The sequence below is a fragment of the Pedobacter folensis genome (genome assembly GCF_056490665.1).
On sequence record NZ_JBWJIF010000001.1, the window covers coordinates 834,250 to 848,971 of the forward strand.

General features: G+C 37.7%; 12 protein-coding genes. 6 read left to right on the plus strand and 6 right to left on the minus strand.

The features are described from left to right. The first annotated feature begins 95 nt into the window (after nucleotides 1-95). Nucleotides 96-431, plus strand: coding sequence for a Rieske (2Fe-2S) protein (locus tag AC04QZ_RS03265; RefSeq protein ID WP_086546276.1), 336 nt, complete (start codon nucleotides 96-98; stop codon nucleotides 429-431). A 61-nt stretch (nucleotides 432-492) separates the two neighbouring features. Here the strand turns inward: AC04QZ_RS03265 and AC04QZ_RS03270 are convergent, their stop codons facing one another. The 6 genes from AC04QZ_RS03270 to AC04QZ_RS03295 form a co-directional block, all read right to left on the minus strand. Beyond that, on the minus strand, nucleotides 493-912 hold the full coding sequence (locus AC04QZ_RS03270; RefSeq protein ID WP_478356561.1) for a type II toxin-antitoxin system VapC family toxin: 420 nt from the start codon (nucleotides 910-912) through the stop codon (nucleotides 493-495). A gap of 3 nt (nucleotides 913-915) precedes the next feature. Then, on the minus strand, nucleotides 916-1,176 hold the full coding sequence (locus AC04QZ_RS03275) for a DUF6364 family protein (RefSeq protein ID WP_086546278.1): 261 nt from the start codon (nucleotides 1,174-1,176) through the stop codon (nucleotides 916-918). A gap of 146 nt (nucleotides 1,177-1,322) precedes the next feature. Beyond that, entirely contained in the window at nucleotides 1,323-2,243 is a 921-nt protein-coding gene (locus tag AC04QZ_RS03280; RefSeq protein WP_478356562.1) for a bifunctional 5,10-methylenetetrahydrofolate dehydrogenase/5,10-methenyltetrahydrofolate cyclohydrolase, read from the minus strand. Nucleotides 2,244-2,327: 84 nt separating this feature from the next. Beyond that, nucleotides 2,328-4,115 carry a translation elongation factor 4 gene (gene lepA / locus AC04QZ_RS03285; protein WP_478356563.1) on the minus strand — a complete coding sequence of 596 codons (1,788 nt, stop codon included), beginning with the start codon at nucleotides 4,113-4,115 and terminating at the stop codon, nucleotides 2,328-2,330. A 332-nt stretch (nucleotides 4,116-4,447) separates the two neighbouring features. Next, nucleotides 4,448-5,872 carry an MATE family efflux transporter gene (locus AC04QZ_RS03290; protein ID WP_478356564.1) on the minus strand — a complete coding sequence of 475 codons (1,425 nt, stop codon included), beginning with the start codon at nucleotides 5,870-5,872 and terminating at the stop codon, nucleotides 4,448-4,450. Between the two features lie 453 nt (nucleotides 5,873-6,325). After that, nucleotides 6,326-6,745 (minus strand): acyl-CoA thioesterase, encoded by a 420-nt coding sequence (locus AC04QZ_RS03295; RefSeq protein ID WP_086546282.1) that lies wholly within the window; start codon nucleotides 6,743-6,745, stop codon nucleotides 6,326-6,328. Between the two features lie 265 nt (nucleotides 6,746-7,010). Here AC04QZ_RS03295 and rpsO point away from each other — a divergent pair, with 265 nt between their 5' ends. The 5 genes from rpsO (at nucleotide 7,011) to serC (ending at nucleotide 14,662) form a co-directional block, all read left to right on the plus strand. After that, on the plus strand, nucleotides 7,011-7,295 hold the full coding sequence (gene rpsO, locus AC04QZ_RS03300) for a 30S ribosomal protein S15 (protein ID WP_029275143.1): 285 nt from the start codon (nucleotides 7,011-7,013) through the stop codon (nucleotides 7,293-7,295). Between the two features lie 178 nt (nucleotides 7,296-7,473). Beyond that, on the plus strand, nucleotides 7,474-9,609 hold the full coding sequence (gene pnp / locus AC04QZ_RS03305) for a polyribonucleotide nucleotidyltransferase (RefSeq protein WP_086546288.1): 2,136 nt from the start codon (nucleotides 7,474-7,476) through the stop codon (nucleotides 9,607-9,609). Nucleotides 9,610-9,960: 351 nt separating this feature from the next. Continuing rightward, complete coding sequence (gene rpe, locus AC04QZ_RS03310) at nucleotides 9,961-10,632, plus strand: ribulose-phosphate 3-epimerase (protein ID WP_478356565.1); 672 nt, start codon at nucleotides 9,961-9,963, stop codon at nucleotides 10,630-10,632. Between the two features lie 83 nt (nucleotides 10,633-10,715). Further along, the gene (locus AC04QZ_RS03315; protein ID WP_478356566.1) at nucleotides 10,716-13,142 is read left to right on the plus strand and encodes a TonB-dependent receptor; all 2,427 of its coding nucleotides are present in this window, start codon (nucleotides 10,716-10,718) and stop codon (nucleotides 13,140-13,142) included. Between the two features lie 446 nt (nucleotides 13,143-13,588). Then, entirely contained in the window at nucleotides 13,589-14,662 is a 1,074-nt protein-coding gene (gene serC / locus AC04QZ_RS03320; RefSeq protein ID WP_478356567.1) for a 3-phosphoserine/phosphohydroxythreonine transaminase, read from the plus strand. Nucleotides 14,663-14,722 lie beyond the last annotated feature (60 nt).

Below are 14,722 nucleotides of genomic sequence, written 5' to 3' on the forward strand. Positions count from 1 at the left end.
AAATATCCTAAAAAAATATGGTGATGCTGTTCCTCTTTTGAAATTTAATAGAAAGATGAAATAAGAGTGATATTTATTTGCTGTATTTTAGCAGAATGAAGTGGTTTAAGGCACTAAATAATAACCAGATTCCCCGTCCGGATAGCATCAAGACCATCGAGGTTGGTGGAAAACAGATCTGTCTGATCAATAATGATGATAAAATTATTGCAACCCAATCTCATTGTCCACATGCTGGAGGTCATTTTAGTGGCGGCTGGTGCAAAAACGGCAACCTGGTTTGCCCCATCCATCGGTACGAGTATAATTTAACCACAGGGAGAGGCGCAGAGGGGCAGGGCGATTACATCAATATCTACCCAACCGAATTGCGCGAAGACGGCCTGTATATTGGTTTTGAAGAAAGCTGGTGGAGTAAACTTTGGGGGTAAATTAATTTGATGAGGTGAATGTTAATCAGCCTCTTTCAAATACTGATAACATTTGAAAGGTCTAATTGAGCATATACCTTTTAAAGAATTCCTGGCAATTTAAAACCTCTATTTCTGAGAAATAAAAATCTTCTATATCTTCTGTAACGATACACATACTACCTACCGTTTCAGCGGCATAATATTCTAAACCATCCTCAAAATCGTTAATAGATTTATTGGTAAGGGTATTGAAAACTCCTTCAGAAGAATTCTCAGCGATTTTAATATAGCGACAAAGTAAATCTATCTTTTGCTTTGCGAGTTGAGCATTATGTTTTTTTTCTGCAAAATAAAAAGCAATTGCCAAACAAAGAGGAGAGGTGTATACTTCAAACTTTGGATGAGAGGCTAAACTTAAAATTCTGGACGAATACGTGTAAAGTGGATATTCCTTATTCAGTACCGAAACCAAAACGTTTGCATCTAAAAATATCTTCATTTGTTATTTTTTAGAAGAGAAGAACTCATCTTTTGAACCCTTACGTGTTTTTTTTGGAGATTTTTTATATTCTACTTCACCTTCGGCAACCATACTTACCCAATCTGCAATAGGGAAATCTTCTAAAGATTTGTACTCTTTTGCGGTTACCTGTATTAACAGATGCTCTATTAAACGAGATAAACTAATGTTGTTATCGGCAGCATATTTTTTTGCCTTTGCAACAACATCCTGACTGAAGCTTAAGGTTAATTTGGCATCCATTATCTTAATTGTTTTATAAACGAATATACAAAATATACGTATAAATTTAAAAAATAATACGTAAAAAAAGCGATTCATTTTTATTGAATCGCTTTTGATATTTTCCTTGGCAATGAGTTTACCTTCAACCCTCAACCTTTCAACCGCTAAGCGTATATCTCTTTTCTAGCTGATGCCAATGTGTTTTTCAATAAACCAACAATGGTCATTAAACCTACACCACCTGGAACAGGCGTAATGTAAGAGGCTTTAGGCGCCACGTTGTCGAAATCTACATCACCATATAACTTAAAGCCCGATTTCGTTTCAGCAGAAGTTTCACGGTTAATTCCCACGTCAATAATAATTGCACCAGGTTTGACCATATCGGCTGTCACAAAATTCTTTTTACCAATGGCAGCAATTACAATATCGGCCTGAAGAACCTGTTCTTTTAAATCTTTAGTGCGCGAGTGGGTAAGTGTTACCGTACAGTTGCCTGGGTTTGCGTTACGGGCCATTAAAATACTCATTGGGCTACCCACAATGTTACTACGACCAACAACCACACAGTGCATTCCTGTTGTGTCGATACCATACTCTTGCAGCATCAATAAAATACCATAAGGTGTTGCCGGAATAAAGCAAGGTAGATTACGCATCATCCTGCCCAAATTTACCGGGTGGAAACCATCTACATCTTTACGGTGATCGATCTTTTCGGTTACTTTCTCCGGATCGATGTGTTTAGGTAAAGGCAATTGAACAATTAATCCGTCTACCTCATCATCCTGGTTAATTTCTTCAATTTTCGCCAATAATTCAGCTTCAGTTACGGAGTTATCATATCTATGTAGTGATGATTTAAAACCAACTTTTTCGCAGTTTTTCATCTTACTGGCAACATAGGTTTCGCTTCCTCCATCGTTACCCACTAAAATGGCAACCAGGTGTGGCTTACGACCACTTTTATTTAAAAATTCGGCAGCTTCTTCTGCAATTTGAACTTTAACCTTTTCTGATACGTATTTACCGTCTAATAATACTCCTAAATCCCCTGAAGGGGACTTTGAATTTCCATCGCTCATATAACTTGCTCCGTTATAATTTTATAATTTAAGATTTGACTTAATAAAACTCGCTAGTAATTCCCCCTTCAGGGGACTAGGGGGTTAATCTAATTTCAAAACTGCCATAAATGCTGTCTGTGGAATTTCTACGTTACCCACCTGACGCATACGTTTTTTACCTTTTTTCTGTTTTTCCAATAACTTACGTTTACGGGAAATATCACCACCATAACATTTAGCCGTTACATCTTTACGTAAAGCACTCAGTGTTTCGCGGGCAATAACTTTAGCACCAATTGATGCCTGTATTTTAATTTCGAATTGTTGACGAGGGATTAATTCTCTTAATTTCTCGCAAATTTTCTTTCCAAAATCGTAAGCGTTACTTCTATGGATTAATGATGATAAAGCATCTACGGGCTCATCGTTCAATAACATATCTAAACGAACCAGATCCGATTTGCGGTAACCTGTTTGGTGATAATCGAAAGAAGCATAACCTTTAGAAATTGTTTTCAACTTATCATAAAAATCGAATACAATTTCGCCCATTGGCATTTCGAAAACCAGTTCAACACGATCCGAAGTGAGATAAGATTGATTTACAATAATTCCGCGTTTCTGAATACAAAGCGACATTACCGGACCAACAAACTCTGCTTTCGTAATGATATTTGCTTTAATATAAGGCTCTTCAACTGAATCCAACTTACTCGGGTCAGGTAAATCAGAAGGATTGTTAACAATAATTTCGTCACCTTTAGTAGTATACGCAATGTACGATACGTTGGGAACCGTTGTAATCACGGTCATATCGAACTCACGCTCTAAACGCTCCTGAATAATTTCCATGTGTAACATGCCCAGGAAACCGCAACGGAAACCAAAACCAAGTGCAGCAGAACTTTCTGGTTCGAAAACGATAGAAGCATCGTTCAGTTGCAATTTATGCATCGCCTCACGTAATTCTTCAAACTCATCGGTATCTACAGGATAAATACCTGCAAAAACCATTGGTTTAACCTCTTCGAAACCCTGAATGGCATCTAATGATGGCCTGGCCACAGTTGTAATCGTATCACCAACCTTTACCTCTCTGGCTTCTTTAATGCCAGAAATAATATAACCCACGTCGCCGGTTTTAACCACACTACGCGGCGACATATCCAGCTTCAAAATACCAACCTCGTCAGCCAAATATTCTTTGCCAGTATTAATAAATTTAACTTTATCGCCTTTTTTGATTTCGCCGTTTACCACCTTGTAATAAGCGATAATCCCTCTGAATGAGTTAAAAACAGAGTCGAAAATCAATGCTTGTAACGGTGCTTCAGGATCGCCAACCGGTGCCGGAACACGGTCAACAATAGCCTGGATAATATCAGGAATGCCCATTCCGGTTTTACCCGATGCCGGAATAATATCTTCGCGTTTACATCCAATCAGGTCAATAATCTGGTCCTTTACTTCCTCAGGCATAGCCCCGGGTAAATCCATTTTATTTAAAATCGGAATAATTTCCAGATCGTGCTCTAAAGCCAGATATAAATTCGAAATAGTCTGCGCCTGAATCCCTTGCGAAGCATCTACAATAAGTAAAGCGCCCTCGCAGGCTGCAATGGAACGTGAAACCTCGTACGAGAAATCGACGTGGCCTGGTGTATCGATCAGGTTAAAATTGTATCCAATATCACCAACCTTATAGTTCATTTGTATGGCATGACTTTTAATCGTTATGCCTCTCTCACGCTCTAAATCCATGTTATCGAGCAATTGCGCCTGCGCTTCACGCTGCGAAATCGTCGCTGTATATTCTAATAACCTATCAGCCAGGGTGCTCTTGCCATGGTCAATATGTGCAATAATGCAAAAATTACGTATATGCTTCATCTTTGCGCAAAGATATGCTTTTTAATGGAAAATGTAAGAGAGAAAATGGAATGCCGCAAAGGCTGATTTTTTATTGTTTTGAAAAGCAAAAGCAGTAGTTTTTCGGTTACTTCATTCCTGCTTTCCACTTTATCCCGGTGTTGGTTCAATGCTGGTTCTGGTGGTAGAAACCAGGATGTTCGTTCCAATCAGGTTTATTTAACCAATAGCAGTAATGCTTTTGAGCGGTTTCTTACCTGATGCTTAAAATTAACCACAAACAGGCAAGATAACAATCTTCAGTTTATTAATAAAACAGCTGTGTTTATCAGTGCCCATCTGTGGTTAAAAAATTAAACCATTGTTTTCTTCCACTTACCTTTTTTAAATAAGATAAAGGCAGCTACCGCAATACCGGCTTCGGCTGTTGGGATGGCAATAAAAACACCTGTTGGTCCCATTTCTAAAAATTTGGCCAAAAGGTAAGCTAAGGGAATCTGAAACAACCAAAAGGCAAAAATGTTAATTTTGGTAGGCGTCCAGGTATCGCCAGCGCCGTTAAATGCACTACTAAACACCATTGCAGCTCCATAAATCACAAAACCAATGCTTAAAATTTTTAAAGCTTTGCTTGCAACGGCAATCACATTTTCATCTGAGGTGAAAAATGCTGCGAACAAATGTCCACAGGTTAAGAACAATACACTGACCACCGCCATGAAAATAATGATGTATTTCAAAGTTTGGAATACCGATTTTTCAGCACGGTCTATGTGGCCTGCACCTAAATTCTGACCAACCAGCGTAGCTGCCGCATTACTCAAACCCCAGGCGGGTAACATAAAAAACATCATGAGTCGTAGTGCTGTTTGGTAACCTGCCGATCCGGTATCGCCACCGGTAGTGGCAACCAGTTCTGCCAAAAATACCCAGCTACAGCTCGCAATTACAAACTGAAAAATGGCCGGTGCGGCAATCTTAACGATAGCTTTAATCTGGTCAAAATCAGGCAGGAAATGACTAATGCGTATTTTCAATATATTTTTACCACTAAACAGATTATAAACCTGATAGGTAACTCCCAAACCACGACCAATTGTAGTTGCAATTGCAGCACCGGTTAAACCAAATGCAGGTATAGGGCCTAAACCGTTGATAAAAATAGGGCAGAGGATGATGTTGGCAATATTAGCGATCCATAAACTCCGCATGGCGATTGCCGCATTACCTGCTCCCCGAAAAATCCCGTTAATTAGGAATAAAAGTACAATTATGATACTTCCACCCATCATAATACGAACAAATGTAACACCTTGCTCGGCAGTTTCGGCCGAAGCCCCCATGAGTAATAGAATATCTTTGGCATAAATTAGCCCCAGAATACTGATGATAATGTTAACGAAAACAGCTATCACGATGGTCTGCATACCAGCTTTTGATGCTGCTTCCGGATTTTTCTCACCAATCCTTCGTGCAACCACTGCGGTTGCAGCCATGCTTAATCCAATGGCCAATGAGTAAATAATGGTTAATACAGATTCAGTTAAACCAACGGTCTGGATGGCATGACTACTATTTTCCAGGTGGCCAACAAAATATAAATCAACTAAAGCGAAAACCGATTCCATTGCCATTTCCAGCATCATCGGAATGGCCAATAAAATAATTGCGCGTTTAATACTAATTGAAGTGAGATCAACTTCGTGACCTTTTAAAGACTGAACGAGGATATCGAAAAAAGACGAAAGTTTGCCCTGCGTCTTTGTGGACTGTGACATATAATAAAAAGTAAAGTGTAATGTATAAACCAATGATACGCTTTAAGCGTACATACCTAAAATTGAAGCGGAGGGGAATCCTCGGTTATTTAGAACCTCAAACGGATTGCAGATACTATCATGGCTCTGTTCTATTGATAAATCAAAGATAGATAAAATTTTGAATTGTCAAATTTAGATGACTAATTTTTAAGATAGTGATTGATTTTTTTTTTACCACGGAATCACGGAACGCACAGAATGTTATTTCAGGATCTGTTTAAGTTCCTTTTGTACACTTACTTGTCATCCTGAGCTTATTGAAGAATCAGTTTTAAAGGCATTTCGACAGGCTCAACGTAACAACCTGTATAAATTTACTTCGTTTCTTATATAGTTGCGTAGTCACGATTCATTTAGAAAAACGAGAACGAAACTACAACCAGTATAATCCCTTAATCCGTGTATCATCTTCTATATACTATATGCTTTAATCATTTCTTCTGAAACTTTTGTTCCACGCCCAGTAGTTAAATCAATTAGTACATAATCAAAAATACCGTCTGATGCTACTTTACCCGTTTTCTGGTTAATAATTTCGAACTGAACCGCGCAGCCTTTATCGTTCATGGTTAAAATACCTGTTCTAATCAGCATTAGGTCGTTCATTAGTAATGGACGTTTAAAATTAATGTCAACATGGCTTACCACCCAGCCCAGGCCTTGTTTGGTAAAGTGTTCCCAGGGCATACCATAGAATTTCTCCATCTGCTCGTAACGGGCTGCCAGTACATAATCTAAGTATTTACTATTATGTACATGGTTAAACATATCGATATCATCCGGACGAACACGTAGTTCACTTTCGAAAATGCTGTATTGATTTTTTTCCAAGGGTAAATGTTTTGTGCAAAAGTATTAATAATGACTGAATGTAAAGTATTACTTGACAAATGTGAACATGATGTAATGTATTACTTGACAATTTTTCGTATTTTTGATATGCTCCCGACTAGAATCGAACCTTGCTTTCCAAGTCTTAAATTCGTTAGGGAGAATCTTTGAATTTCTCTAGAGAATACACTTGCTTATAAATAAAAATAGCCTTATCTTTGCGCCACAATTAATTAATTTTTTATTGCTTTAATATTATTCAAGAATGTATTTAAGTCCAGAGAAAAAAGCTGTAATCTTTAAAGAACACGGCAAAGTAGAAACCAACACGGGTTCTGCAGAAGGTCAAGTAGCGTTATTTACATACCGTATTGCGCACTTAACAGAACACTTAAAGAAAAATCGTAAAGATTTCTCTACGCAGTTGTCACTTCAAAAATTGGTAGGTAAACGCCGCGGTATTTTGGCTTACCTATACAAAAAAGATATTGAGCGCTATCGTGCTATCATCAAAGCTTTATCGCTTCGTGATATCATCAAACAAAAATAAGCGCAAGTTTATCATTAAAAGCCATTCTTTAGGGAATGGCTTTTTAATTCCCTGTTAATTTTTTTTAACGGGTTTTATTATAGATAGGCTTTTTTAATCCTATCTTCGTTTGCAAAAACAAATACATATATAAACAACGGTGTGTAGAAAGAGGAAAACACACCATAATTCTATTTAAATGAATGTAATAAAAAAATCGTTCGATTTGGGCGATGGCAGAATTGTAGAAATTGAAACTGGTAAATTGGCTAAACAGGCTGATGGTTCGGTTGTGGTAAAAATGGGCGATACGATGTTGTTAGCAACTGTAGTATCAACTGTTGGTGCTAAACCAGGTACTGATTTTTTACCTTTATCGGTTGATTATCAGGAAAAATATGCGGCTACAGGCCGTATCCCAGGAGGCTTTTTACGTCGCGAAGCAAGATTATCTGATTACGAGGTATTAATCTCTCGTTTAGTGGATAGAGCTTTACGCCCAATGTTCCCAAGTGATTATCACTCTGATACACAGGTGATGATTTCATTAATCTCTGCTGATAAAGATATCATGCCAGATTGTTTGGCAGGTTTAGCGGCATCTGCTGCATTATCAGTTTCTGATATCCCTTTCAATGGTCCAATTTCTGAAGTACGTGTTGCAAAAATCGATGGTAAATTAATTATCAATCCGAAAGCTAGCGAACTGGAACGTGCAACTTTAGAGTTTATGGTTGCTGGTTCGGCTAATGATATAGGCATGGTTGAAGGTGAGTGTGATGAAATTCAGGAAGACGAAATGGTTGAGGCTTTAAAATTTGCACACGATGCAATTAAAGTTCAATGTGCTGTTCAGGTTGAATTAACTGAAGCTACCGGCAAAACGGTTAAACGCGAATACAGCCACGAAGACCACGATGCGGATTTAAAAGCTAAAGTTTATGCTGATACTTACGATAAAGTTTATGCTGTAGCAAAAGCTGGTGGCAACAAAGATGTTCGTAAAGAAGGTTTCACCGCCATCATTAACGAATTCTTCGAAGCAATGCCAGAAGATACTGCAGATTTAACTAAAGCAATGGCTAAACATTATTATCATGATGTTCAGTATGATGCCATCAGAAACTTACTGTTGGATGAAGGTATCCGTTTAGATGGTCGTAAGACTACAGAAATCCGTCCAATCTGGAGTGAAGTTGGTTATTTACCTGCTGCACACGGTTCGGCTGTATTTACACGTGGCGAAACCCAATCATTAACTTCAGTTACTTTAGGTAGCAAAGATGATGAGCAAATGATTGACGGCGCTTTCTTTAATGGCTACAACAAATTCTTATTGCACTATAATTTCCCTGGTTTCTCAACTGGTGAGGTTAGACCAAACAGAGGCGCTGGCCGTCGCGAAATTGGTCACGGTGCTTTAGCACAACGTTCATTGAAAAAAGTATTGCCACAAGGTGAAGCAAATCCTTATACCATCCGTGTAGTTTCTGATATCTTAGAATCAAACGGTTCATCATCAATGGCAACTGTTTGTGCTGGTACATTAGCATTAATGGATGCAGGTATTAAAATCAAATCACCAGTATCGGGTATTGCAATGGGTTTAATTACTGATGAGAAAACCGGTAAATATGCAATCCTTTCTGATATTTTAGGTGATGAAGATCACTTAGGTGATATGGACTTTAAAGTAACCGGTACCGAGCATGGTATTGTTGCCTGCCAGATGGACTTAAAAATCAATGGTTTATCTTACGAAGTTTTAACTAAAGCTTTGTTACAGGCTAAAGATGGTCGTTTACACATCTTAAACGAGATGAAGAAAACCATCAGCACACCTAATGAAGATTACAAACCACATGCGCCACGTATTGTTTCTTTAACTATTGATAAAGAATTTATCGGAGCAATTATCGGCCCAGGAGGTAAAATTATCCAGGAAATGCAACGCGAAACCGGTGCTTCAATCTCTATCGAAGAAGTTGATGGTAAAGGTATTGTAGAAGTATTTGCTGATAACAAAGCCGCTATTGATGCAGCAGTTACCCGTATCCGTAACATCGTAGCTAAACCAGAAATTGGCGAAATTTACCAGGGTAAAGTAAAATCAATTATGCCATTCGGTGCATTTGTTGAGGTGATGCCAGGTAAAGATGGTTTATTACACATCTCTGAAATTTCATGGGAACGTTTAGAAACCATGGATGGTGTGTTGAAAGAAGGTGATAAAATCGAGGTTAAATTATTAGACATCGATAAACAAGGTAAAATGAAACTTTCCCGTAAAGTTTTATTGCCAAGACCTGAAAAACCAGCAGCGCCACAAGCTTAATAATCGATACGTCATGCTGAACTTGATTCAGCATCCGTTTGATAGACCCTGAAATAAATTCAGGGTGACGGACACAAATAATATACCCTTTCAGTTTTTACTGGAAGGGTTTGTTGTTTTATGTAAAAATTTAACTTCGGTCTTTCTGACTAAAAACTTTCGGACTTCTTTTGTAACTTGCATCGTAGCGTCATGCTGAATTTATTTCAGCATCTTTCTTGCTATTAAGACCCTGACCTGTAGCGAAGCGGAAAGCCAAGCAGTAAAATGAATTCAGGGTGACGATGCTGATAAATGTTGCCGCAAATAATAATAGCGGAACTCAGAATTAAGAAACTAAGAAATAATTAAATGAAATACATCATTGCCCCATCCATACTTTCTGCCGATTTTGGCAATTTACAGCGCGATATTGAAATGATTAACCACAGTGAAGCCGACTGGTTCCACGTTGATGTGATGGATGGTGTTTTCGTTCCGAATATTTCTTTTGGTTTCCCGATAATGGCTGCTGTAAAAAAACATGCAACGAAACCTTTAGATGTACATTTAATGATTGTTGATCCCGATAAATACATTGAGGATTTTGCTAAGGCAGGAGCGGATCGAATCACGGTACATTACGAAGCCTGCACACACCTACATAGAACGATCCAGTTAATTAAAGCTTCTGGCTGTAAAGCTGGCGTAGCGTTAAATCCGCATACGCCAGTAAATTTATTGCAGGATGTAATTGAGGATCTTGACCTGGTGCTGATTATGTCGGTTAATCCCGGTTTCGGTGGACAGGCTTTTATCCACAATACCTACAAGAAAATAAAGGATTTAAAAGCCTTAATTCAAGGGCTCAACGAAAACTTAATCATCGAGGTTGATGGTGGTGTTGGTTTACAAAATATTGCTACATTAGTATCAGCAGGTGCCAATGCTTTCGTGGCCGGAAATGCAGTTTTCGCAACAGATAACCCAACTGAAACCATTTCTAAAATGAAAAACCTGACGGCCAGCACGATAAATATTTAATTGTTAAATGTTTTATTGCTAAATTGTTTTTAGGTTGAGGCGGATACCGTTTTCATACCTGATACTTTTGTCTGATACTAAAAATGCTCAAATTTCGGCTAATCCTTTTCCTTTTAATTGCTGCTTGCAGTTTTGCTGTTGCACAGCCTTTAGTTAGGGTTTCGGGGATAGTTTATAGCGATGAAAAGTTGCCATTATCGCAGGTGACCGTTATCGTTCTGGGGCAGGCACAATCAACCATTACAGATGAATTTGGCGTATATACCATTTATTCAAAATCGAGAACATTTAGCATTAAATATTCGCTTTTGGGCTACCAGCCTCAAACCATAAAATTTAGCGAGCGGTCTGGCTCAAGGATTACCAAACAGGTAAATTTAATAGCCAATATTAATGAATTAGAGCAGGTTAACATCACCAATAAACAAAATCAGTTAAGCAATACCACTACCATTAATATTGCAGATGTTTCATCCATGCCATTGGTTTCAGGCAATTTTGAAACGATGCTGAAAACCTTACCCGGCGTATCTACAAATAATGAATTAAGTGCCCAGTATAGCGTTCGTGGAGGTAATTTCGATGAAAACCTGATTTATATCAACGATGTAGAAATTAACCGACCTGTGTTGATCCGCAACGGACAGCAGGAGGGACTAAGTTTTATCAATTCAGATCTCGTGAGTAAAGCGAAATTTTCTGCAGGTGGATTTGAAGCGAAATATGGCGATAAACTTTCTTCTATTTTAGATATCAGGTACGATAAACCCGATAGCAATCAAACCATTTTTAGTACCAGCCTTTTAAATACTTCACTGACCACTAAAAGGATATTTAAAAACAGTTTCCTACTGGCTGGTTTACGCTATAAAAACAATTCGAGTGTACTCATTAAACAAGACGAAAAGGGGAGTTATAGTCCCAATTTTGCCGACGCTCAATTGCTGTATCAATATGATTTTTCACCGAAATTTAATATCAGTTTTTTAGGCAGTTTTAATCTCGGGCAGTTTAAATTGGTGCCCACTAACCGGGAAACACAGTTTGGAACTTTAAATACAACGCTAAGGTTAAATGTTGATTATACCGGACAAGAAATTGATGATTACCAAACTGTAGGAAGTGCTGTTACCGCCACTTATTCTCCTAAAGCAAACCTGGTGATCAAATTTATCAACAGTTATTTCAGCACGATAGAAAGAGAACGTTTCGATATTAATGGCAGTTATGTTTTTGATGAGGTAGATAATACTTTTTCGGGTGAAAATTTTGGCGTGATTAATAAAAACAGGGGTATTGGCAGTTATTATAATTACGGAAGAAATAGTTTAAATACACAAATTTTTGCCTCTGAAATAAAAGTAGATCAGAATTTTAATAATCATGTTTTTTCCTGGGGCATAAAATTCGATCAATCTAAGTATGATGACCATTTAAATGAATACAACTACACTGATTCTGCGGGTTTCATTTTACCGAATAATTCGAAAAATATCACCTTGCAAAACGTGATTAACGTGCAGAACAATATCGATATCAAAAACTACAGTGCTTATATTCAGGATAGTTATTCGCTTTCAAATTCGGCAGAACTGCAATTGGGCGCCCGCGCTACCTACAGTTCGTTAAGCAAACAGTTGTTAATCAGTCCGAGGATGTTAATTGCTTACCGGCCCAATTCGAACAATAAAATTTTAAGGTTTTCTGCCGGCGTTTACAAACAACCGCCTTCCTACCGGACCATTCGTGATTTTTCGGGCGTGCTGAATATCGATCAGAAAGCGCAAAGCTCTTACAATACTTCACTGGGTTATGAATATGCTTTTGATGCTTTCGGAACGCGGTTAAAGTTCACTTCGGAGGCTTATTTTAAATATTCTGACCGATTGATCCCCTATAAAATAGATAACCTGAGAATTAAATATCTGGCAAATGAAGTATCACGTGGCTATGCTTATGGTGCCGATTTTAGCATTGGCGGAGAGTTTGTTAAAGATCTGGTTTCTTATTTCAGGATGTCGGTAATGCATGCCAATGAAGATATTATCGGCGATAGTTATGTGCAAAACGGAACGACCATTTACCCTGGCTATTTAAAGCGGCCAACCGATCAACGCTTAAATTTTTCGATCTTTTTTCAGGATAAACTGTTAAATAGTCCTACCTATAAAGTGCATTTAAATGCCCTTTATGGTTCAAGGTTACCGATAGGTCCGTCACAAACACCAAGATATTTGGATAAGTTTTTTATTCCATCGTATAAACGTGTAGATATCGGTTTCTCTAAAGATTTTCTTGATGATGCCGCACTGCATAAACCTAAGTTTTTAGATAAAAATTTCAGTTCAGTTATACTGTTTTTCGAGGTTTTTAATATGCTGAATATCGACAACACCGTTTCATATCTGTGGCTAAAAGATGTAGATAATGTGCAGTATGCCATTCCTAATTATTTAACAGGAAGACAATTTAACCTCAAGTTGATTGTGAAATTGAAGAATAAGCCATAAACCACTAAAAAATAATTTTTTATTTTTTTGTCTTAGCCAGACAGGCTTACTTTGAAAAGGCTTTGTTTTATTTTGAAAGTTTGTACTTCACAATGGGCTAGGTATTTCCCTAAGCATTACAGAAACAGGGTAATTTAAACCCGACAGCAACGAAAATACTTTTTTACTGCAAATCACCTGCAAACTCAGCCTGACATTCATAAAAAAGATAGAAGTGAATGGCGGGGCTGCCGCAACGAAAATGCTGCTTTATCTGCTTTCCGAAACAAAAAAATCAGTGTTTACCTTTTTGCCTTTGTGATTAACAATTTCTTTTACAAAAACTGCAACAAAACGCGTTAATTTATCGAGATTTTTAACAAAATTTAATTTTTTATGATACGATTTTATGGGCATAACTGCTTTAAAAATTTTACATTTACGCCCATAAAACATTATATAATAAGATGAAGCATAATTTTGGCGCAGGCCCTTGTATTTTACCTCAAGAAGTGTTTAAACAAGCAGCTCAGGCTGTTTTAGATTTTAACGATGGATTATCAATTTTAGAAATTTCGCACAGAACAACCGAATTTGAGGCAGTTGTTGCTGAAGCTGATAAGTTGGTAAAGGAATTATTAAATGTGCCGTCGGGTTATTCCGTTTTATTTTTACAAGGTGGTGCAAGTTTACAGTTTGCAATGGTTCCGATGAACTTATTGGGCGATGGACAAACAGCAAGTTATTTAGACACTGGTGTTTGGGCAACCAAAGCATTAAAAGAAGCTAAATTTATCGGAAATGTGAATGTGGTGGCTTCTTCTAAAGATGCCAATTACACTTTTATTCCGAAGGATTTTGAAATCCCAACTGATAGTGCTTATTTCCACTATACGTCGAACAACACCATTTACGGAACTGAGCTTTTCGAAGTACCTAAAACAAACGTTCCGGTTGTTTGTGATATGTCTTCTGATATTATGAGCCGTGTAATCGATGTTTCTAAATTCGATTTAATTTATGCCGGAGCGCAAAAAAACGTAGGTCCTGCTGGTTTAACCATCGCTATTGTTAAAAATGAAGTTTTAGGTAAAATTGACCGTAAAATTCCATCGATGCTGAACTACCAGTCGCATATCGACAATGATTCGATGTACAATACACCTCCTGTTTTCTCTATTTATGTAGCCTTATTAAACCTTCGTTGGTTAAAATCGAAAGGTGGTGTTGCTGAAATTGAAAAAGAAAATAAGCAAAAAGCTGAGGCACTTTACAGAGAGATCGATCGTAATCCGCTGTTTAAAGGAACCTGTGCAGTTGAAGACCGTTCTAGAATGAATGTTTGTTTCGTAATGGAAAATCCTGAATTGGAAAAACCATTCTTGAAATATGCTGAAGAGCAGGGTATTGTGGGTATCAAAGGACATAGAAGTGTTGGTGGTTTCCGTGCTTCGATGTATAATGCATTGCCAATTACGAGTGTACATGCCCTGGTAGATGCCATGCAGGTATTTGAAGAACAACAAGCAAAAGCAAATTAATTTAAATTTTAACCACAGATGATTATGGTGATTATTTATCAGTGTAATCAATTTAATCTG